Source organism: Rhodomicrobium sp. R_RK_3, from assembly GCF_002198715.1.
GTDB lineage: Bacteria > Pseudomonadota > Alphaproteobacteria > Rhizobiales > Rhodomicrobiaceae > R-RK-3.
Genome location: NZ_MWLK01000036.1, coordinates 81,046 through 101,476 on the forward strand (window position 1 = coordinate 81,046; position 20,431 = coordinate 101,476).

At 65.6% G+C, this 20,431-nt stretch carries 16 protein-coding genes; 7 read left to right on the top strand and 9 right to left on the bottom strand.

What is annotated here, in order from left to right:
• Nucleotides 1–53: 53 nt before the first annotated feature.
• Nucleotides 54–1,028 (top strand): N-acetyl-D-Glu racemase DgcA, encoded by a 975-nt coding sequence (dgcA, locus tag BLEFHOIH_RS22065; protein WP_088348470.1) that lies wholly within the window; start codon nt 54–56, stop codon nt 1,026–1,028.
• Here the strand turns inward: dgcA and BLEFHOIH_RS22070 are convergent.
• A complete protein-coding gene (locus tag BLEFHOIH_RS22070; protein WP_170937329.1) occupies nt 994–2,205 on the bottom strand; it encodes an MFS transporter in 1,212 nt (403 codons plus the stop codon). The two genes, dgcA and BLEFHOIH_RS22070, sit on opposite strands and share 35 nt — an antisense overlap.
• A gap of 116 nt (nt 2,206–2,321) precedes the next feature.
• Between BLEFHOIH_RS22070 and BLEFHOIH_RS22075 the strand changes: the two genes are divergently transcribed.
• Nucleotides 2,322–3,053: a hypothetical protein gene (locus tag BLEFHOIH_RS22075; RefSeq protein ID WP_210191855.1), complete on the top strand. Its 732-nt coding sequence runs from the start codon at nt 2,322–2,324 to the stop codon at nt 3,051–3,053.
• A 210-nt stretch (nt 3,054–3,263) separates the two neighbouring features.
• Here the strand turns inward: BLEFHOIH_RS22075 and BLEFHOIH_RS22080 are convergent, their stop codons facing one another.
• A complete protein-coding gene (locus BLEFHOIH_RS22080) occupies nt 3,264–6,449 on the bottom strand; it encodes a hypothetical protein (RefSeq protein WP_088348208.1) in 3,186 nt (1,061 codons plus the stop codon).
• Nucleotides 6,450–6,955: 506 nt separating this feature from the next.
• Between BLEFHOIH_RS22080 and BLEFHOIH_RS27095 the strand changes: the two genes are divergently transcribed.
• The 5 genes from BLEFHOIH_RS27095 to BLEFHOIH_RS22105 all read left to right on the top strand — a co-directional run bounded on the left by BLEFHOIH_RS27095 (nt 6,956) and on the right by BLEFHOIH_RS22105 (nt 13,577).
• A complete protein-coding gene (locus BLEFHOIH_RS27095; protein WP_088348209.1) occupies nt 6,956–7,345 on the top strand; it encodes an Hpt domain-containing protein in 390 nt (129 codons plus the stop codon).
• Between the two features lie 197 nt (nt 7,346–7,542).
• Nucleotides 7,543–7,863 (top strand): 2Fe-2S iron-sulfur cluster-binding protein, encoded by a 321-nt coding sequence (locus BLEFHOIH_RS22090; protein ID WP_088348471.1) that lies wholly within the window; start codon nt 7,543–7,545, stop codon nt 7,861–7,863.
• 85 nt (nt 7,864–7,948) lie between these two features.
• On the top strand, nt 7,949–8,980 hold the full coding sequence (locus tag BLEFHOIH_RS22095; protein WP_088348210.1) for an NAD(P)/FAD-dependent oxidoreductase: 1,032 nt from the start codon (nt 7,949–7,951) through the stop codon (nt 8,978–8,980).
• A gap of 363 nt (nt 8,981–9,343) precedes the next feature.
• Nucleotides 9,344–12,880, top strand: a complete 3,537-nt coding sequence (locus BLEFHOIH_RS22100; RefSeq protein ID WP_088348211.1) for a hybrid sensor histidine kinase/response regulator — start codon at nt 9,344–9,346, stop codon at nt 12,878–12,880.
• Between the two features lie 16 nt (nt 12,881–12,896).
• Nucleotides 12,897–13,577 (top strand): response regulator transcription factor, encoded by a 681-nt coding sequence (locus tag BLEFHOIH_RS22105; protein WP_088348212.1) that lies wholly within the window; start codon nt 12,897–12,899, stop codon nt 13,575–13,577.
• 117 nt (nt 13,578–13,694) lie between these two features.
• Here BLEFHOIH_RS22105 and BLEFHOIH_RS22110 read toward each other — a convergent pair whose 3' ends face one another.
• The 7 genes from BLEFHOIH_RS22110 to BLEFHOIH_RS22140 all read right to left on the bottom strand — a co-directional run bounded on the left by BLEFHOIH_RS22110 (nt 13,695) and on the right by BLEFHOIH_RS22140 (nt 20,403).
• The gene (locus BLEFHOIH_RS22110; RefSeq protein ID WP_170937347.1) at nt 13,695–14,399 is read right to left on the bottom strand and encodes an ABC transporter ATP-binding protein; all 705 of its coding nucleotides are present in this window, start codon (nt 14,397–14,399) and stop codon (nt 13,695–13,697) included.
• Entirely contained in the window at nt 14,392–15,126 is a 735-nt protein-coding gene (locus BLEFHOIH_RS22115) for an ABC transporter ATP-binding protein (protein ID WP_088348214.1), read from the bottom strand. Before BLEFHOIH_RS22115 ends, BLEFHOIH_RS22110 begins: the two co-directional genes overlap by 8 nt.
• Complete coding sequence (locus BLEFHOIH_RS22120) at nt 15,123–16,142, bottom strand: branched-chain amino acid ABC transporter permease (RefSeq protein ID WP_088348215.1); 1,020 nt, start codon at nt 16,140–16,142, stop codon at nt 15,123–15,125. The genes BLEFHOIH_RS22115 and BLEFHOIH_RS22120 overlap by 4 nt, the downstream gene beginning before the upstream one ends.
• The gene (locus BLEFHOIH_RS22125; RefSeq protein WP_088348216.1) at nt 16,142–17,020 is read right to left on the bottom strand and encodes a branched-chain amino acid ABC transporter permease; all 879 of its coding nucleotides are present in this window, start codon (nt 17,018–17,020) and stop codon (nt 16,142–16,144) included. Before BLEFHOIH_RS22125 ends, BLEFHOIH_RS22120 begins: the two co-directional genes overlap by 1 nt.
• 211 nt (nt 17,021–17,231) lie before the next feature.
• A complete protein-coding gene (locus BLEFHOIH_RS22130; RefSeq protein WP_088348472.1) occupies nt 17,232–18,485 on the bottom strand; it encodes an ABC transporter substrate-binding protein in 1,254 nt (417 codons plus the stop codon).
• A gap of 56 nt (nt 18,486–18,541) precedes the next feature.
• Entirely contained in the window at nt 18,542–19,348 is an 807-nt protein-coding gene (locus BLEFHOIH_RS22135; protein ID WP_088348473.1) for a putative hydro-lyase, read from the bottom strand.
• 128 nt (nt 19,349–19,476) lie between these two features.
• Nucleotides 19,477–20,403 carry a LysR family transcriptional regulator gene (locus BLEFHOIH_RS22140; protein WP_245297148.1) on the bottom strand — a complete coding sequence of 309 codons (927 nt, stop codon included), beginning with the start codon at nt 20,401–20,403 and terminating at the stop codon, nt 19,477–19,479.
• Nucleotides 20,404–20,431: the final 28 nt, after the last annotated feature.

Here is a 20,431-nt window from a genome sequence, read left to right on the forward strand (position 1 = left end):
CGGGTCTATGGCCTGTCGCGCTTATGCCGCTTTTTACGCTTTGGAGTCGAGACATGGTGGGACCGCTGACGGTGACGGCGCGGATCGAATCCTGGCCGATCGCGGGCGGCTTTACCATCGCGCGCGGCGCGAAACGCGAGGCGGTCGTCGTGGTAGCCGAGATCGGCGACGGGCGTGTGACGGGCCGAGGGGAGTGCGTGCCCTATGCGCGCTACGGCGAGAGCGCCGAGGCGAGTTTGGCGCAGATCGAGGCGGCGCGGTTTACGGATCGCCTGTCACTGGCCGAGGCATTGCCTCCGGGCGCGGCGCGGAATGCGTTGGATTGCGCCCTCTGGGATTTCGAGGCGAAGTCGCGCGGGGTAACGGCTTTTGCGCTGGCTGGACGCAATGAACCCGGTCCCGTGCTGACGGCCTATACGATCAGCCTCGCTACGCCGGAAATAATGGCCGCCAAGTCGAAGGAGGCGGCGAGATTTCCGCTGCTCAAGCTGAAGCTCGGCGGCGAGGGCGACGCCGAGCGGCTGCGGGCCATTCGTGCTGCCCGCCCCGATGCGCGCCTCATCGCCGACGCCAATGAGGCATGGCGCCCGGAGATGGCGGCAGCATTGCTCGCCGTCTGCGCTGAAATCGGGGTCGAACTGGTGGAACAGCCCTTGCCCGCAGGCAACGATACCATTCTCGCCGAAATCGACCGTCCGGTGCCCGTCTGCGCCGATGAATCGGTGCATACGGGCGGCGATCTGGCCGCGCTCGCGGGACGCTATGACGCCGTCAACATCAAGCTCGACAAAACCGGCGGCCTCACCGAAGCGCTCGCGATGGCCGATCGCGCCCGCGCGCTCGGGCTGAAGATCATGGTCGGATGCATGGTCTCGACCTCGCTCGCCATGGCCCCTGCCCTGGTGCTGGCGCAAGGCGCCGACTGGGTCGATCTCGACGGCCCGCTGCTGCTGGAGCGCGACCGCGAGCCGGGCCTCGCCTTCGACGGCCCGCTCATTCTGCCGGCACCGCCCGCGCTATGGGGGTGAGGATCAGACCGCCGCGCCAGCGGCGCTGCAAAAGGATGCTCGCCGCCAGCCCGACCGAAGCGAGAACCGCCATCGCCAGATATGCGCCGCCGCCGAAATTCCGGTAGAGCGGCCCCGCCGCCAATGAAGCCGATCCCATCACCACCCCTGCCGTGACCGAGGCGTAAAGCCCTTGCGCCGACGCCGCCAGCCGCTCCGGCAGGGCCTTGCTCATGAACTGCATCGCGCCAAGATGCGCCGCACCGAAGGTTAGACCATGCAGCGTTTGCGTCAGGAACAGCACCGGCAATGGCGGGGCGTAGGCCGTGATCGTCCAGCGCAGCACCGCCGCGCCTCCCGCCAGCACCAGCAATTGCGCCGGCCCGAAATAGCGCGAGACCAGAGCGCCATAGCCGAACAGCACGATCTCGGCGATGACACCGATGCCCCAGAGGGCGCCGATCACGGTGGGCGAAATGCCGTCCGCCTGCCAATTCAGCGTGCCGAAAATGTAATAGACCGCGTGGGCCGCCTGGATGGCGCTGGTCGCCGCCAGGAACAGCCAGACCATCGGCGAGCCGACGAGCTGCCCGAGATCGGCGAGCCGCAATTTCGGCAGCGGCAAACCGTCGCCCGCGACCGGCTTCACGTCCGGCAGCACGTAAACCGTAACCACCACCGAGACGGCAGCGGCGACGAAGCTCCACAAAGCCGCGACCGGTCCCCAGAGGCCGACCGCCGCGCCCGCGCCGACCGTCATGGCGATATAGCTGAACGAGCCCCACAGCCGCATCCGGCCATAATCGGCCTTGCCGTTGCGCGCGCCGGTCAGGGCGACGGCATCGGTCAGCGGAATGACGGACATCCAAAACAGCGTGAACAGCAGGATAACCGCGAAAATCTGCGGAAATCCATCGGTGGCGGGCAGCAGCAGCACCGACAAAAGGGCGCTCCAGGCCAGCCATTTCAGCAGCATCACCGGCCGTCCGGTTCGGTCCGCCATGAAGGTCATGAGGGGCGTGAAAATGGCCCGGACGAACACCGGCACGGCGTAGATCAATGCGATCTGCGCATCGTCCACGCCCCGCCAGCGCAGCCAGACCGGCAGGAACGGCATGTAGCAGCCGACGATGAAAAAGCTCGCGACATAAAAGGCGGAAAGCCGCCAGGCGAAGCCCGGATCGCGGGCCTCCGCCATAGATTCATTCATCCGCTGCACGGGGTATTAAACCAATCGCTAATTGTTTGGACCCATAGTCTGGGGCGTGGGATCGCGCCCATTTCCGTAACGTCAGCCAAGCGTAAGACCCAATGATGCCGTCACCGCCGTCATCTATTACAGCGATTACGACCGATTACGACGCCATCGAGCGCGCAATCCGCGAGACGAGCCGTGGCCGCTGGTTCCTGGCCTGCTATCTCGAGCGCAATCGCTCGGCCGAAACCAATATGCTGCTCGCCGCCATCGGCAAACTCGAATCGGCGATGCGCGAAAGCGGCAAGGTCGTCGATGATGGCAGTCCGCTCGATACGCTCGCCACTTTGCGCGAGGCGATCGGCCAGGCCCGCAGCGATATGGCGCAGATGCCGGGCGTATCGGGCGAGGTCACGGCGCTGCCCGTCCGCCGCTTCAGCTTCGAGACCATCCCCGCCGCGCTTGGCGAGGAGACCCGCGTCATTCGCGACGCCGCCGCGAGCATTCACAGCGCGGCCTATGCGTTGCAGGCTGCAGGCGTGTTCCAGGGCGTTGCCCGGCAGATCCGCGAGCGCGCCGAGGAGATCGAGCGGGCCTGCGGCGCGCAGGAGACCGTCGTCATCCGCGCCGAACGGATGTCCGCGCTGCTGAGCGAGATCGAAGCCGAGCTGATGAGCGTGTTCGACGATCGCGATGATGCGCGCAATAGCGAGTATTATTCCGGCGAGATCCGCGATTTCGTCCGCAGCCGCGATTTCGAGCGGCCGATCCCCGACGGTGTTGCCGAGGAAATTTCCGCCGCGCTCAGCATCGACGAAGGCGACTATCGCGGGCCTTCGCGCTCGGTCTAGACGCAGCGCCTCAATCGCAATACGCAGCCAGACTCCCACTCCCCACGGGCAATGGGAGTGAGTTCGGCTGCGGTTTGCAGGTGCTTTGTCTGAACCGAAATGCTGCGCCGTCGGCCCCTGCCCCGACCAGCATCTTTGGCGCGGACCATTCACAAACGCAAATCACGGGCACAAGAAGCCGGACCGGCGCGACGCTAAGCGCGCCGCAGATCAGACCACCAGCCGCCCGCTGGCATGGCCGAGCACCAGATAGATGCGCCCCGTCTCGGAGGTGAGATGCGTCTGCACGGTCCGGCCCTTCGGGTCGGCTTTGCTGGCATCCTGCAGCATCCGCTCGAAATCGGCGAGGTAGCGGTCGACGATGTGACGGAAAGTGGTGTCGTTCTCGTAGCGGCGCTGAACCTGTTCGAAGGTCGCCTGACCTTCGCGGTTGTAGATGCTGCGGCTGATGATGTGCCGCTCGCCCTTGTTGTAGCGCATCCACACCTCGGCGGCGACCTGCTCGTCGACGGCGGAGGCGATGTCCTTCATGTCGAAGATCATCGGGGTGGATTCGGGCTTGCCGCGGCCGGCGTCCATCGGAGCGGCGACCGGCGGCATGCCGTAAGAATCGTCGCCCCTGCCGCCACCGCCGCCGAAACCGTCATCCGAGCGGGAGGCGCGGGCCAGCAGATCGCCCAGCGACCATTTCGCCGAGCCGCCCATGTCCGGAACCGGCGCCGGGCTGCCGATCACCGGCGGACGCCCCATCATATCGAAATCGGACTGCGAGTCCCGGTGCGGAGGCTGGCTTTCCATGCGCTCCATGAGGCCGGCGCTGACCGCTTCCAGCGAATCATGCCCGTGCGGCGCGCCCCAATCGTCGGCATAGCCGCGCGGCGCCTGGGGCGGCGGGGCGTCGCGGCGCATCGGGTCATGCTGCGGCGGCATCGTCATGTCGCGATTGTCCGGCTGCTGCATGCGCGGCGGACGGCCCTGCTCGGGCGGCTGCTGGCGCGCGAGCGGCGGCAGGGGCTGCTGCTGAGTTGGCTGCTGCGGCGGCTGCGGCTGTTCCGGCTTGGAAACCTGGTTGGAATAGCCGTGGCGCGAGGTGAGCTCGGTCAGCGAGTCGAGGGCGGAAAGCTGGTCCTGCAGCGCCCGGCGCATGGCCTTGGCGCTCTCCTTGGTGGCCTCGGGCAAGGCTTTGGCCTGCCGCTTCAGCTCGGTCTGGGTCATCTCCAGCTCGCTGGCGGCCTGATGGGTCGCGCCGCGCACCTGCTGCGTGGTTTCATTGAAGCTGTTGGTGAAGCCGGAGAGCTGGTTGGAGACCTGTTCCGAAAGCGAGGAGAAGCTGGATTTCAGCTCCGAGATGGCGCGGGACGTATGCGCCTGCGCCTCGGCCCGCAGTCGTTCGAGATCCTTAACCGCCGTCTGCGACTTGTCGGCGCTGTCGCGGGCCAGCATCTCCGTCACCTGCCGGGCGCGGACCTCGGCCTGGGCCAGCGACTGCTCCAGCATGTTGGAATAGTTGTGCATCATGCGGTCGAGTTCGACGGCCCGGCCGTTGATGCCCTCGATCATCTTGGAGAGCTGGGCCTGGCGCGACTCCATCATCGAGTCGACCTTGGTGTTCTGCGATTCGAGCTGGCGGGCGGCGCTGATGATATTGGCGCCCTGGTCCTCGAAGCGCTTGGTCAGCGTGTGGATTTGGGTGAGGAGGCCGTTCGAGACCTCCTTCAGCATGTTCGCATGGGCCCCGAGCGCGTCCGAGGAGCTGCCCGAACCGCGCGCCAGCTCTTCCACGGCGCGCTGAATCTGCGTCGTCGAGGTGGTGACCACATGCTGGATCGAGCCGGCCTGCCGCGACAGCGATTTCTCCATCGCCCGCGAATGTTGCTCCAGCGTCTCGCGGATGTTGCCGGTATAGCGCGACACCGACGCGTCGAGCGACTTGGTGCGCTCGGCGAGGGTGGCGTCAAAGGCCTGGGCGCGGCGGCCGAGGATGGTTTCGAGGGCTTGTGTGCGTTCGGCCAGGGAATCGTCGATCACGCGGCTTTGCTCGCTCAACACGGTTTGCAGCATCTTCGTTCGGTCGTGCAGCGAAGTGTTAAGCGATTCCGTGCGTTGTGCCAGCGCGCCTTCCAATGCCGACAGATTTTTCGTCGCACCCTCGATGATGCCGCTGAGGCGGGTCTGCTCGCTGCCGAGCCGTTCGAGCAGCACCGGGATTTCGCGGCCGACGCGCTCGCTCATGCTCATCACGGAGGCGACGAGATTGTTGCCCTTGGCGGAGATGGCGGCTGCCGTGCGGTCGGAGGTTTCCTGGATCGAGCGGGTAACTTCGAGGCCCGAGCGATGGAGCTGCTCGGCCGCCTGGGCGCCGTGCTTGACGAGCTGTTCGGTAATGCGCGCGCCGCGGTCGGCGAGCTTCTCGTCGATGACCGAGCCGGCGGCGGTGACGGCGGCGGTGATCTTGTTGCCGCGGCTGGCCAGCGTATCGGCGAGCGTCGAAGTGGCCTGAGTCATGGCCTGGCTGGCGCGCTCGCTGGCCGCGCTGATTTCGCGCGTCACATGCGAGCCGATGCCGCGCAGCGCCTCGCTGACGCGGTCGCTGTTATTGGCAAGCGCCTCACGCTCGCTGGCCAGTTCGTTGATGAGGTTGCGGATGCGGTTTTCGTTTTCGCTATAGGACCGCTCCAGCGCCGCGACTTCATTATGCACCAGCGCTTCGAGTTCGCCGGCGCGGCCGAGCGCACGCGAGATCGCGTCGTTCATGGCGGCGACCTGGCGGCGCACCGTCTGGCCGAGCGAGGCGACCGACTGCTCGGCCATCTTGTCGGGCTCGGCGAGGCGAATGGCGACCTCTGTCATGGCCGAGGACATCAGCCGCAATTCCTGGGCGCGCCAAACGAGGATGGCGAGGAACCAGAACAGCGCGATCGGGATGATGATGGTGGCGATGACGGCGACGATGGAGGGCGTCGAGAACACATCGGAGAGACTGGTGATGCCGTCCGGGTTCTTCGAGATCACCGACCAGGCGATCAGGCAGCCGAGCACGAACCAGATCGCGGACGCCGCCAGCGCGATGTAGAAGGGCGATTTCGAGGGGCGCTGCTGGAGGGCGTAGACCAGCCCGCCGATCGAGGGCATATCGTCATTGGCGGCGATGGCGCGCACCGGCCCGGCCTGGGCGCGGGAGACGGACGCGCCGCGCGGCGACTGAGTCGCGACGGCGGCCGATCCTCTGACGGCAGCCTGCGTTCCCGGTGCCCTGCCGGCGGCGGGAGGAAGCTTCTTGCCGGCCGGAGCGCCGGAACTCTCCTGCGATTCGCCGGAGTTTTCCGCCGCCAGATTGTCCCGGGAAACGACTGAGTCAGCGCCGTTATCGCGGGATTTTGCCGGTTTTTGAGACATTCCGCCGTCCTAATCAAAGGTGAATGCGTGTCATGCAGGGTGGGATAGCACAGGAAAGGTCCCTCACGGAATCCGTTATACTTTAAACGGCCGAGTTGCAAGACAGAGCGTGCCGCAACCCACTGAATTCCCCCCGGTGCTTACGCCTTACTCGCCGATCACACCACTCCGTTGCCAAAGAGCACTACCCAGTAAAAAAAGCAAAATTGGCCCCATAGAAAGAGATCTTCTTTTACCCAGAATTTGAGGCTAAAAAAAGATGAATCTCTCCAGGCGTGCCATAAGTAGTGACCGCTAGGCGCCTGGAAATGCGGGATTTTTCCTTGGCCCGCGCCGCTCTGGCCAGAAACTTTTATGGGGCAGCCGAAAAACATAAAAGGGTCAAATTGGGCCGCTTACCTCGCATTGAACACAGCTTGACAGCCTGTAGTTGATAAGCTTGCTTCTGCGCAGCCCTAAGTGGTGGCGCCGGGCAGGCTTTTTGATTTATTCGCGAGGGAGACAGAATGGAACTGAGTTTGCAGCATGGCCGTGAGCCGGAGATCGAAATGGAAACGCATGTCGCCTTTCGTCACCGGCCGGTCGATCTCGCGCATCTGTCGCGCTACACCATGGGCAACAGCGCGGTCGAACGCGAGGTGCTGGAGCTGTTCCGCCGGCAGACCGGGCTGTATTTCGACAAGCTGTCGCGCGCCGCGGACGGCGATGCGTGGCGCGAGGCGGCCCGCGTGCTGAAGGCGTCGGCCCGCGGGGTCGGCGCATGGCAGATCCTGCAGACGGCGGACGCCGCCGAACAGCTCAGCTTCGACGGTCCGCAAGCCTCGCGCGACGACATTCTGCGCACCCTCGCCAACCAGATCCGGGACGCCAATTTGTTCATCGCCAGCGTGCTTTAAGCCCTTCCAGCCCCTTCCCGTCACCGCCCTCGGCCGCGCGCCCCGAAATACCCGGGCGCCGTTTTGATTTTTGGCGGTGTGCGAGACGGAAAACGGGCTGGAAGCGGGGCGTCCGATCGCCTATATACCGCTCCGGGTGCATTGCCTCGGCAGGCCGGTTGCGCCTTGCCCTCCAACTGGACTGGACCGACGCCACGATGCCCAAGATCACCTATATCGATCACGAAGGCCGCGACTTCATCGTCGATGGCGAAGTCGGGCAGACGGTGATGGAAACGGCGATCAAGCACGACGTGCCCGGCATCGTCGCCGAATGCGGCGGCGCCTGCTCCTGCGCCACCTGCCATGTCTATGTCGATCCTGCCTGGCGCGAAACCACCGGCGAGCCGTCGCAAATGGAAGAGGACATGCTGGATTTTGCCTTCGATATCCGCCCGGAAAGCCGGCTGAGCTGCCAGCTTCGCATCTCCGATGCTTTTAACGGACTAATCGTTCGGATTCCCGAACACCAGGGTTGAGCTTTTCCGCTCAGCCTCTTAATTATCCGGTGAGCGCGCCGGAGAGCATGGCCGCGCCGCACTTGGTTTCGAGGGCGTGACAGATATGAACGGCGATTCTCCCATTCAGACGGACGCGATCATCATCGGCGCTGGCCCGGTCGGCCTGTTCGCCGTGTTCGAGCTGGGCCTGCTCGACATCAAGTCACACGTCATCGACATTCTGGACCGCCCCGGCGGCCAATGCGCCGAGCTCTATCCCGAAAAGCCGATTTACGACATCCCTGCCCTGCCCATCGTCACCGGCCAGGAACTGACCGACCGGCTTTTGGAGCAGATCAAGCCGTTCCACCCGACCTTCCATTTCAACGAGCGCGTCGACAGCCTGACCCGGACCGAGGACGGTTTCGAGCTCGCGACCGATGGCGGCATACGCTTCCGCGCCAAGGTGGTGGTGATCGCCGCCGGCGGCGGCTCATTCACGCCGAAGCGCCCGCCGCTCGAAGGCATCGAAGGCTTTGAGGGCAAATCGGTTTTCTATGCCGTCAAGCGCATGGACGAGTTTCGCGGCCGCGACGTGGTGATCGTCGGCGGCGGCGATTCGGCGCTCGACTGGACGCTGAATCTGCAGCCCATCGCCAAATCCATGACGCTGATCCACCGCCGCGACGAGTTCCGCGCCGCGCCCGATAGCGTGAAGAAGATGCGCGAGCTGGTCGCGAGCGGCGCCATGCAGCTCCGCATCGGCCAGGTGACGCAGCTACGCGGCGCCGACGGGCAGCTCGAAGGCTTGAGCGTGCGCGGTCAGGGCACCGAGGTGTTCGACCTCGCCTGCGACCGTCTGCTGCCGTTTTTCGGCCTGACCATGAAGCTCGGCCCGATCGCCGATTGGGGGCTGAACCTGGAAGAGAACCTGATCCCGGTCGACACCGAGAAATTCCAAACCTCCGAGCCCGGCATCTTCGCCATCGGCGACATCAACACCTATCCCGGCAAGCTGAAGCTCATCCTTTCCGGCTTCCACGAGGCCGCGCTGATGGCGCAGCAAGCCTATCACATCATCTTCCCGGGCAAGCGGCTGCTGTTCCAGTACACGACCTCGTCCTCCAACCTGCAGAAGAAGCTCGGCGTCATTTAGAGTGGGGGCGGGCTAAGTAAAAGCCGCCCGAGCGCCGCGATTGCCCTCAGCGTAAGCAATAAAATACGTCGCCCCGACCGTAGAGCCGGGGCCCACTAGCCCATCGCTGACCACGGTGCCCGCTGTGCCGCGAGTGGGTCCCGGTTCGGCCTGACGGCCGCCCGGGACGACGGGAGGAGTTCAGGCTTAGGATCGGGCGTTAGTCAGATCCGTCTGAACCGGCCCCACACCTGCAGCAGCGCCACAACCCGGCCCGCTTCCGCCCCAAAACTGAAGAAACCGTAACTTGACGGCTTGCCATAAATTGCGTTCGCTTTGCGGCGATGGCGCGGGGGCCGGGTGTGTTGCGTTGCAGGTCTTCGGATGCCGGCGTGGATCGTCATTCTGGTCTCGACCGCCTATGTCGGGATCCTGTTCATGGTGGCGTGGTGGGGCGACCGGCGCGCCGCGCGCGGCGACCTGTTCCGGCGCGGCGGCCTGGCCGCGATCTGCGCCTACGCGCTGACGCTCGCCATCTACAACACCTCCTGGAGCTTTTACGGCTCGGTCGGCCGGGCGGCGGCGAGCGGCTTCGATTTCCTGCCGATCTACATCGCGCCGACCTTCATCCTGCTGTTCTGCCAGCCGCTGCTTTTGCGCATCTACAGCATCACCAAGGCCTATCACGTCAATTCCATCGCCGACTTCATGGCCTCGCGCTACGGCAAGAGCCAGACCATCGCCGCCATCGTCACCATCGGCGCGCTGATCAGCGTGCTGCCCTATATCGCGCTGCAATTGAAGGCGGTCGGCGCCAGCTTCGACGTCGCCACCGGCACCCCTGGCGGGCAAAGCGCGCCATCCTCCGGCCTGCATGACACGCCCTTTGCCGTGGCGATCGCGATGGCGGCCTTCGCCATCATCTTCGGCGTCCGCCATGTGCAGGCGAGCGAGCATCATCGCGGCCTGATGCTGGCCATCGCCTTCGAAAGCCTCATCAAGATGGCCGCCTTCCTGACCGTGGCCGCCTTCATCGTCTTCGGCATGTTCGACGGCTTCGACGATCTCTTCAGCCGTGCGGCCTCGGATCAGAGGCTCAGCCGCCTGCTCGAGGTCGACCTCGGCAACCCGACCTGGTTCTCCGGCACGCTGATCTCGTTCTTCGCCTTCATCTGCCTGCCGCAGGCTTTTCACGTCGCCATGGTGGAGAATGAGTCGCCGGGCCATATGCGCTCCTCCCGCTGGCTCTATCCGGTCTATCTGGCCGCCTTCAGCCTGTTCATGGTGCCGATCGCCGTCGCCGGCATCGTGACCTTCGGCGGCGAGGTCAGCCCCGACACCTTCATGATCAACCTGCCGATCCATGCGCAGAGCCGGGCCATGACCTTGCTGTCCTTTATCGGCGGGTTCTCGGCGGCGACCGGCATGGTGATTGTCTCGGTGGTGGCGCTTAGCACCATGCTGTGCAACGACGTCGTCGTGCCCGCCATCATGCGCGCGGGCTATCGCGGCTTCGTGCTCGGCGGCGATGTCGGCTCGCGGCTTTTGATGATCCGGCGCATCGCCGTCGTCGCCGTGCTGCTGCTGGCCTACGCCGCGCACCGGCTGATCGACCAGAACTATCCGCTGACGCTGATCGGCCTCGTCTCCTTCGTCGCCATCGCCCAAATCGGGCCGGCCTTCATCGGCGGCCTCTATTGGCGGCGGGCCAACCGCTATGGCGCGGCGGCCGGCATTTGCATCGGCCTCGCGGTCTGGGCCTATACGCTGCTGTTCCCCTCGCTGGCGCAGGGCTTGCATTTCGTCGCCGACCTGCCCTTCGGTCCGGGATGGTTCCGCCAGAACGCGCCCTTCGCGACGGGCCAGCTTGACATTATCAGCTTCTCCAGCCTGTGGAGCCTGGCCGCCAATTGCGCCACCTTCTGCGCGGTCTCGCTGCTGACCTTCCAAAAGCCCATCGACCGCATCCAGGCCGAAGCCTTCGTCGGCTTCGAGACCGAGGGGCGCCCGGCGCAGGGCCGTTTGCGCGCGCTGGTGCGGCTGGAGGATCTGAAGGCGCTCGCCATCAGCTTTCTCGGCGCGGCGACGGCGGCGGCGGTCTTCGACGATTACGTCAGGCGGCGGCGGACCGGCGCGGGCGCGGCGGTCATGGACATGGGCTATGCCGATCTCGACGCTATCCGCTTCACCGAGCAGCTTCTTTCCCAGGCGATCGGCGCGGCCTCGGCCCGGGTGGTGATGGCGGCGGCGCTCGAGAACAGCACGCTGTCGCGCTTCGCCGCCAAGGAGATGCTGGACGAGGCTTCCGAAGCCCTGCGGATCAATCACACGCTGACGCGCGGAATGCTCGAGGGCATCCCGCAGGGGCTGTGCGCCTATGACGACAAGTTCCGCCTGACCGCCTGGAACAACCGCTTCCTGACCCTGCTGGATCTGCCGCCCGGCTTCGTCCAGACCGGCCTGCCGATCCAGCGCGTCATCGAGTTCAACCTGACGCGCGGCGAGCATGGCGGCGAGGCGCTGGCGGCTTTCATCGACAAGGTCGAGGCAGGAGCGCCGGGCCTGCGCTGGCCGTTCGTCTATCAGCGCACGCGGCTCGACGGACGGGTGATCGAGATCATTTTCGACCGGATGGCGGAAGGCGGCTATATCGCCACCTTCACCGATGTCACCGAACGGATGCAGGCGGCGGCGGCGCTGCGCGATGCCAAGGACCGGCTGGAGCTGCGCGTCGCGGAGCGCACCCAGGCGCTCGAAGCCGCCAAGGCCGACGCCGAGCTTGCCAATGCCGGCAAGACCCGCTTCCTCGCCGCCGCCAGCCACGACCTGCTGCAACCGCTGCACGCGGCGCGCCTGTTCGTTGCCGCCCTGGTGAGCAATTTGGCCAAGGACGCGCACGGCCCGGACGAAATCGCCGAGGTGAAGGGCCGCCAGGTCGAGCACGCGCTGAGCGCCGATGCCGCGCTGCGCTCGACCGAGCAACTGATCGAGAGCCTTTTGGACATTTCCTCGCTCGACACCGGCATCGTCCAGCCCAAGATCGAGCCGGTTTCGCTGAAAATCCTGCTCGGCCAGTTGAAGCGCGAATATTCCGTGCTGGCCGAGGAGCGCGGGCTGGATTTCCGGGTGGTCGCCAATGCCGGGATGATCGAGACCGATCCGGGCCTGCTGCGCCGGGTGCTGCAGAACATCCTGTCGAACGCCATCCGCTACACGCCGAAGGGCAAGATCGTGCTCGGCTGCCGCCATCGCGGCGACATCACCCGCATCGAGATCTGGGATAGCGGCGTCGGCATTCCGCCGGAACATCTCCGGTCCGTCTTCGAGGAATTCAAGCGGCTGGACGATACCCCGGCCGGCGATCGAGGCCTCGGCCTCGGTCTCGCCATCGTCGACCGCACCTGCAAATTGCTCGGCCATCGCATCGAAGTGCGCTCCGAACAGGGCTCCGGCTCGGTGTTCTCGGTGCTCGTCCCGCGCCTCCGCCGGCCCGAGGCGGAGCCCCCCGCGCCCGCCCGTCCGACGCATGACGCGCTCGCCTCGCGTCCGCTGACGGTGCTGTGCATCGACGACGAAGAGGCCGTCCGGCGCGGCACCAAGGCGCTGCTGCAGGAATGGGGCCATCGCTGCATCGCCGCCGCCGATGCCGAAACCGCCCTCGCTGCCCTCGCCGGCCGCATTCCCGACGCCGCGCTGCTCGACTATCATGTCGGCGCGGGCCGCACCGGCCTGCAGGTGGCGGCCGAGCTGCAAGCCCGCTGGGGGCGCGGTATCCCCATGGCGCTGGTGACCGCGAACGGCTCCGAGGCCGTGATAGAGCAGGCGCGGGCGCAAAGCTGCGAGGTGCTGCTCAAACCATTGAAACCGGGCGCGCTGCGGCGCTGGCTGATCAGCACGGCCAGCCGCTCGCTCGTGCCATGAACCGCCGGGACCGCCCATGACCACCGTGCCGCCCGAAGCCGGGCTCTGCCACCCGACCCGTATCATCATCGGCGACGATCACCCCTTGGTGCTCGGCGCCCTCTGCGGGGCGATGCAGGAAGTCTGGCCGGAGCTCGAAGTCGTCCAATGCCTGACGCTCGCCGAGGTCACGGCGGCGGCCGACCGCGCCAAGCACCATGTCGATCTGATCCTGCTCGACGTCCGGATGCCCGGCGCGAACGGCCTGGACGGGCTGACCGCGCTGCTGGCGCGCTATCCGGCGACGCCGCTGCTGGCGATCTCCGGCTATGGCGACCCGGACATCATCCGCCGCATTCTCGGCGCGGGGGCATCGGGCTTCATCTCGAAGAACATGGAACTCGAGGAGATGCTGCTCGCCATCACCAAGGTGCTGCAGGGCGAGATCTGGGCGCCGGAGATCCAGCGCGAAACCGGACCCGCCCATGAATCATCCGAGGCCGAGCGGGCGCGCCGCATCGCGAGCCTCTCGGCCCAGCAATTGCGCATCCTGCGCCGGATCATGGAGGGGCGGCTGAACAAGGAAATCGCCGCCGAGCTCAACATCGCCGAGCAGACGGTGAAGATCCACGTCTCCAACATTTTCCGCAAGCTGGGCGTCCGCACCCGCACCCAGGCCGCCGTCGCCGCGCAGGATGTGATCGCGCCGGACGGCTGACAGGCGGCGACCCGCTCCGGGCTCGCGCAGCGCTTTGGCGCAGCCCTGCCCTCTCCCACAAGGAGAGAGGGCTATGGCCGTCGCGGGCGAGGTGCTGCTCAGGGAATGATGGCGGGGCTAAATTCCCAGATAGGCGCGCCGGATATCCGGATTGTCGCGCAGATCCGCCGCGCTGCCGGAGAGGACCACGCGGCCCGTCTGCAGGACGTAGCCCCGATCCGCGATCTCCAGGCTTTCGGCGAGACGCTGCTCGACGATCAGGATCGTCACCCCCGTCGCGCGGATCGACAGCACCGCCTGGAAAATTTCATCCACCAGCTTCGGCATGATGCCTTGCGACGGCTCGTCCAGCATCAAAAGCTTGGGCCGGGTCATCAGCGCGCGGCTGATGGCGAGCATCTGCTGCTCGCCGCCGGACAGCGTCTCCGCCCGCTGCGACAGGCGCTCTTTCAGGCGGGGGAACAGGGCAAAGCAGCGCTCCAGCGGCGCATCGCGATCCGGCAGCTTCCTGTGCATGTAGCTGCCGAGGCGCAGATTGTCATACACGGACAGGCGCGGGAACAGCCGCCGGTTCTCGGGCACATAAGCCAGCCCCCGCGCGGTGATCAGATGCGCGGGCAGCGTCTCGATGCGGTCCCCGGCGAAGGTGACGGCGCCGTCGCGCGGCCGCTCCATGCCGGAGATCGACTTCAGCAAAGTGGACTTGCCTGCCCCATTCGCCCCAGCGACGGCGACGATCTCGCCCTCCGCCACGGCCAGCGAAATATCCGAAATCGCGATCAGGCCGCGATAGGAGGTGGTCAGCTTTTCGACGTCAAGCAGCACGGTGACGCTCTCCCAGATAGGCGGTGATGACGCGCGGATCGCGCACGACTTCGGCCGGTGTTCCCTCGGCCAGCACGCGGCCGAGATCGAGCACGACGGCCCGGTCGACCAGCGGCATGACGATTTCCATGACATGCTCCACCATGACGACGGTGACGCCCTGATCGCGCACGCGCTTGACCAGATCGACGCCGAGCCGGGCTTCGCTGGGCGTGAGGCCGGTCATCACCTCGTCGAGCAGCAAGAGGCGCGGCTGGGTGGCCAGCGCCCGCGCCACTTCCAGGCGGCGCTTCTCCGGCGGCGTCAATTCGCTGGCGGGCGAATTGGCGCGGTGGCTCAGCGCGGCGAAGTCGAGCACTTCGAGTGCCGCCCGCCGCGCCGCCGCCGCCCCCGGATGGCGGACGAAACCGCCGACGATGACATTCTCGATCACCGTCATCGTGTCGAAGCTCTTGGGCACCTGGAAGGTTCTCGCGATGCCGAGCTGACAGCGCCTCGGCGCCGAGAGATTGGTGATGTCCTTGCCCTCGAAGATGAATTTGCCTTCCGAGGGCGGGAACGCTCCGGCGATCAGGTTGAACAAGGTCGACTTGCCGGCACCGTTCGGGCCGATCAGGCCGAGGATTTCGCCCTGCCTCACCTCGACATTGACGCCGCTATTGGCGACGAGGCCGCCGAAGCGCCGCGTCACATTTTCGACTTTCAGGATGGGTTCGGCGCTCATGACGCGTTCTCCGATTTGGCGCTGCGCCGGAAGATGCTCAGGATGCCTTCGGGCTTGGCGAGAGCGACGACCATGATCAGCGTGCCGTAGATGATGAGGTCGAGGCCCGAGCCGCCACCGCCGGCATAGGAGCGCGTGATCTCGGTGATCGGGATCAGGATGGCGGCGCCGACGGCCGGTCCCCACAGCGTTCCGATGCCGCCGAGTACGGCCGGCAGCGCCATCAGCAGCGAGAAGCGGAAGGCCATGACGCTTTCCGGGTCGATATAGGCGACGAAGGCCGCGTAGAAGGCGCCGCCGATGGCGGTGAAGAAGGCGGAGATCGCGGCGGCGGCCATCTTGGATTCGAACACGGTGACGCCGAGGCTTGCAGCCGCTTCCGGATTGTCCTTCACCGCGCGCCACCAATAGCCCCAGCGCGATTCCTCGATGAAATAGGTGACCAGCCAGGTGACGATGAACAGGCCGAGCGCGAAGTAAAAGTAAGGGATCTTGTCACGCGCGAATTGCAGCGTTGCCCAATTGTCCGGGCCGAACGGCCATTGGATGCCGAGCGCGCCGCCCAGATAATCCCAATTATGCACCAGCAGCAGGCCGATCTCGGCGATGACGATGGTGGCGATGGAGAAATAATGCCCCTTCAGCCGGAAGCAGGGCCAGCCGAGCGCCAGTGCCAGCACCGCCGACATCGCGCCGCCGGCCAGCATCCCGAACCAGGGGGACACGCCGTATTTGACGAACAGCACCGTCGTCGCATAGGCGCCGACGCCGAAATAGAGGGCGTGTCCCAGCGAAATCTGGCCGCAATAGCCGCCCAAAATATTCCAGCTCTGTGACAGCGCCGCGAACATCAGCGTCAGGATCAGGACGTTCTGCATGTAGACGTCGGTGACGAACCGGGGGAGCGCCGCGACGGCTGCGAAGATCAGGCCGGCGATGATGAGTTGGTTGCGCCGCCGCGAGGCGAAGGCGTTCTCGTTGGCGAGAACCGAGTTAGGAAGAACCGCTGACGTCATCAAAGCCTCCCGAATAGGCCGCTCGGCCGCACGAAAACCACACCGAGATAAAGCGCATACACCCCGACCGCCTTCAGCGAGGAGGGCAGGATCACCGCCGTCAGCGCCTCGACCAGCCCGACGATCACCCCGGCGACCAGCGCGCCGAAAACGCTGCCGAAACCGCCGAGCGCAACCGTCACATAGGCGATCAGCGCGAAGGTCGCCCCGACCTGCGGGTGGATGTAGTAGAAGATCGCCAGAACCGCCCCGGCGATGCCGACAAGCGCCGCGCCGAGACCCCAGCCGAGCGCAAACACTCGGTTGCGGTCGATGCCGACCAGCGCCACGGCGCCCTGGTCCTCTCGCGTCGCCTCAAGCGCCCGTCCGAAATCGGTGCGCGACATCAGCAGGTAGAGGCCGCCGAACACCAGGACCGAGATCACGCCGCCATAGATCTGCGGCCAGGGCAGATAGACGCCGAACACATTCAGCGTATGGCCGCCGAGCCAGGTGTTGGAGATGCTGCGGTAATCGGGGGTGAAGAAATATTGCGACAGCCCCTGGATCAGGATCGCAAGGCCGAAAGTGGCGAAGATCTGCACCATGCCGATATTGGCCTTGGCCCGCATCGCATAGCGGACGATGCCCAGATAGACCAGCGCGCCCATCACGAAGAGCAGCGCGGTCACGGCGGGCGCGAGCAGGACCGGATCGATGCCGCTGACGAGCCAGAGTCCGAACGTGGCGTACATCGCCACCATCAGGAACTCGCCATGGGCGAAGTTGACGACGTCCATCAGCCCGAAGATGAGCGACAGACCGACTGCGATCAGCGCGTAGATGAGGCCCATGAGGAGCCCGCTCGCGATGACCTGGATTAGGGCCTCGGTCGACATTGTGGGATTGTCCGTGGTTCGGGCGTGATCCGCGAGGTCTCCCCCCGCGGATCACGCGCAGACAAAAGGTCGAGCATCTTCCGCGAGGCCGGTGCCGGCCCCGATATCGACGCTCATTGAAAAGAACCTAAGCTGGCATCCGCGAGGAGTGTCCCGTTAGAGCCAGCTTAGGCGCCCGCTAGGTGGGGCCGAGCGGACGGGCTGGGCCAGGCTAGGCATTCATGGGCCATTTGGCGTCGGCGACGGCCGCGATCTCCGGGTAGATCGTGGTGAATTTGTTCTCGCCGACATATTGCAGCAACACCGGATCGGCGTCCTCGTTCTGGCCGTCCGGGCCGAACTTCACCCGCTTCCAGGGCATGATGGTCTTCTCGCCCGGAATGTCGGCGGCGGCGAGGGCGGCGCGGATCTGTTCGCCGTCGACCGATTTGGCGCGGTCGATGGCGTCGGCGAGGATCAGCAGGGCGGTGAACTGGCGCGAGGTGTTATCGTTGAGGTCGCGCCCGGCGCGGGCCTTGAACAGTTCATTCACCTTGGTGATGAAGGGACGCTTCGCCGCCAGATCGAGCGAGAAGCTGCCGCGCGAGATCAGCCCGACGAGCTGGTCGCCGACCGTGTCGAACACGGTCTTCTCGGAGAAGCCCGCCGCCTGTGCGATGATGTTCTTCGGCTTGTAGCCGAGTTCGGCCATGGTCTTGACCAGCAGGATCGCGTCGGTGGTGTAGCTGGAGGGCAGCAGCACGTCGGCGTCGCCGCTCTTGAGCTGCTGCACTTCGGCCGTCAGCGAGGGCGAATTGGCGCGGTATTTGATGTCCGCCGCGATCTTGTAGCCGCGCTCGGCCGCCAGTTTCTGCTGCACGGTGGAGCTGTCCGTCCCGAAAATCGTGTCCTCGTGGAACAAGGCGACGCTATCTATCTTTTTGCCCTTCTTCTTCTGCGCGTCCATGAAGTCGAACATCGCCTTCGAGAACATCTCGTCATGCGCGGCGGCGCGGAAGAAGAATTTCAGGTTGCGGCGGTGCAGGCTCGGCGAGGAGCTGTCGGCGGCGATATAGGGGATGCCGTAGCGCTCGGTGGTGGCGCTGACGGTCGCCGAGACGGAGGAGTGGAACGCGCCGATGATGGCGCAGACCTTGTCCTGGGTGATGAGGCGTTCCGCTTCGGCGCGGCCCTTCTGCGGGTCGGCCTGATGGTCGGCGAAGACCAGCCGGATCTTGGCGCCGCCGAGGCCGGCAATGCCCGCGCCCTTGGCGCCCTGCAGCTCGAGATCGTAGTCGGCATTGATGATATCGGCGGCGGTCTCCAGCGCGTGCTTGGCGTCGACGCCGATCTGCGCGTTCGAACCCGACATCGGATAGACGACGCCGATGACCACTTCGGTGGCTGCTTGCGCGAAGGCCATCCGGCCCATCGGCGCGAGCGCCGCGGCGGCGACGCCGCTCATCAGTAGCTGTCTGCGGTTCATCTTCATCGTCGTATTCCTCTTGAGTGCGACTTTGGTTTTTCGAAGGGGACGCCGGATCAGATCACGGCGTATTCGGTGTTGCGGCGGTCGGTGACCAGCATGCAGCCGGGCGCATGGGTGATGGCGAAGTCCGGGCGGGTGGCGGCGATCACCGATTGCGGCGTCACCCCGCAGGCCCAGAATACCGGCAGCTCGTCCGCCATGATCTCGGTCGGATCGCCATAATCGGGCTTGGAAATATCCGCGATGCCGATGTCGGCGGGATGACCGATATGCACCGGCGCGCCATGCACCGCCGGGAAGCGAGAGGTGATCTGGATGGCGCGGATGGCGTCGGCGGGGCGCAGCGGCCGCATGCTGACGACCATCGGGCCTTGGAACGGACCGGCGGGCTTGGTGGCGATCGAGGTGCGGAACATGGCGACATTGTCGCCGCGCGACACGTGCCGCATCGGCAGCCCGGCCGCGATCAGCGATTCCTCGAAGGTGAAGGAGCAGCCGATGACGAAGGAGACGAGGTCGTCGCGCCAGACCGCATCGACCGCGCCGGGCTCGTCGACCAGCTCGCCATTGCGCCACACGCGGTAAAGCGGGATGTCGGTGGCGATGTCGAGGTCGAGGCCGAGCTCGGGGATCGTGCGGCTGCCGGGCTCGGAGACGCCGAGCAGCGGGCAGGGTTTCGGATTGCGCTGGGCGAAGCGGAGGAAATCGCCCGCCAGCGCCTCGGGAAGCACCACCAGATTGCCCTGCACGAAGCCGAGCGCAAGGCCCGCCGTATTGCCGGTCAATGCCCCGCTGCGGGCCGCAAGCCGAACTGCGCGGCCATCATTAAGAATGCGATTTTCGGGGCTGGCTTTGCGCAGAGGAAGGGTCACTTTACGGCACTCCGGCGTTTCGAATTTCCTTATCGAAACATAAACCAAGCGCGCGCCGCAAATCGTTATTCCGGATCATTGCCCATAAGCTAGGCTTATCAATTCGTGCCCAATTTTCATGCTTGAGCGATTTCTCGCGCCAGTTGAGCAACCGGATCCGCGATCAATCCATCGGGGGTCAAAGGCAGGGATGCGGTGAAGGCGAGGTCGGGAAGCTTGACGTCCGTGCGCACGATGCGCAGCGCGCCGGTTGCCAATTCGCGGGGGATGACGACGGGGGGAATGACGCTGATGCCGATGCCGTCCTCGGTCATGCGGACGATGGTGGAGAGGGAGGAGTTGGAGAAGATGCGGGGGGCGGGAAGTTCGGCGCGGCTGAGCGTGTCGCGCAAGGTGAGATAAGGCCGCGTGGTCTTCGGGAAGGTGATGATTGGCATTTCGGTGAGCCGCGCCAAAGGCACCGGCTCGGGGCCGAGATCGATGTCCGAGCGCACGACGAAGGCGAGCGGATAGCGGCAGAGATCGTAATTGGTCATGTTCGGCTGGCTGACCGGGCCGAGCAGGAAGGCCATGTCGAGCTCATGCACGACGAGCGCGTCGCGCAGGTTCGGCGAGACGTCGACGACAATGTCCAGCGTGATACCGGGGAAGGTGGAATTCACGCGTTCGATGAATTTGGCAAGCCAGGTGTGAACGATGGTTTCCGACACGCCGAGCCGCATCAGCCCGCTGAGCGCGGCGGGTGCGGCAACGGCACGCATCATGTCGGCCCGCAGCCGCAGCATCCGCTCGGCATAGTCGAGCAGTTCGCGCCCCTTCGGCGTCAGGCTGACGGAGCGGGCGGCGCGGTCGAACAGCCGCAAGCCGAGCTCGGTTTCGAGCGCGGCGACGCGCTGCGAGACGGCGGGCTGGGTGGTGTTGAGGCGCTCGGCGGCACGGCGGAAGCTATTGAGCTGCGCCACCCAATAGAACACTTCCAGACTGCGTATCTCCGGCATCGGCGACCTTGCCCCCCAGATCACGCCGATTCCGGATGGTTTCATCCAGAATCAGCGGGCTGACGAGCGGTAG

Bases quoted from the DNA above. Each gene is read 5' to 3' on its own strand.
- dgcA (WP_088348470.1), top strand. From the start codon at position 54: ATGGTGGGACCGCTGACGGTGACGGCGCGGATCGAATCCTGGCCGATC.
- BLEFHOIH_RS22070 (WP_170937329.1), bottom strand. From the start codon at position 2,205: ATGGCGGAGGCCCGCGATCCGGGCTTCGCCTGGCGGCTTTCCGCCTTT.
- BLEFHOIH_RS22075 (WP_210191855.1), top strand. From the start codon at position 2,322: ATGCCGTCACCGCCGTCATCTATTACAGCGATTACGACCGATTACGAC.
- BLEFHOIH_RS22080 (WP_088348208.1), bottom strand. From the start codon at position 6,449: ATGTCTCAAAAACCGGCAAAATCCCGCGATAACGGCGCTGACTCAGTC.
- BLEFHOIH_RS27095 (WP_088348209.1), top strand. From the start codon at position 6,956: ATGGAACTGAGTTTGCAGCATGGCCGTGAGCCGGAGATCGAAATGGAA.
- BLEFHOIH_RS22090 (WP_088348471.1), top strand. From the start codon at position 7,543: ATGCCCAAGATCACCTATATCGATCACGAAGGCCGCGACTTCATCGTC.
- BLEFHOIH_RS22095 (WP_088348210.1), top strand. From the start codon at position 7,949: ATGAACGGCGATTCTCCCATTCAGACGGACGCGATCATCATCGGCGCT.
- BLEFHOIH_RS22100 (WP_088348211.1), top strand. From the start codon at position 9,344: ATGCCGGCGTGGATCGTCATTCTGGTCTCGACCGCCTATGTCGGGATC.
- BLEFHOIH_RS22105 (WP_088348212.1), top strand. From the start codon at position 12,897: ATGACCACCGTGCCGCCCGAAGCCGGGCTCTGCCACCCGACCCGTATC.
- BLEFHOIH_RS22115 (WP_088348214.1), bottom strand. From the start codon at position 15,126: ATGAGCGCCGAACCCATCCTGAAAGTCGAAAATGTGACGCGGCGCTTC.
- BLEFHOIH_RS22120 (WP_088348215.1), bottom strand. From the start codon at position 16,142: ATGACGTCAGCGGTTCTTCCTAACTCGGTTCTCGCCAACGAGAACGCC.
- BLEFHOIH_RS22125 (WP_088348216.1), bottom strand. From the start codon at position 17,020: ATGTCGACCGAGGCCCTAATCCAGGTCATCGCGAGCGGGCTCCTCATG.
- BLEFHOIH_RS22130 (WP_088348472.1), bottom strand. From the start codon at position 18,485: ATGAACCGCAGACAGCTACTGATGAGCGGCGTCGCCGCCGCGGCGCTC.
- BLEFHOIH_RS22140 (WP_245297148.1), bottom strand. From the start codon at position 20,403: ATGAAACCATCCGGAATCGGCGTGATCTGGGGGGCAAGGTCGCCGATG.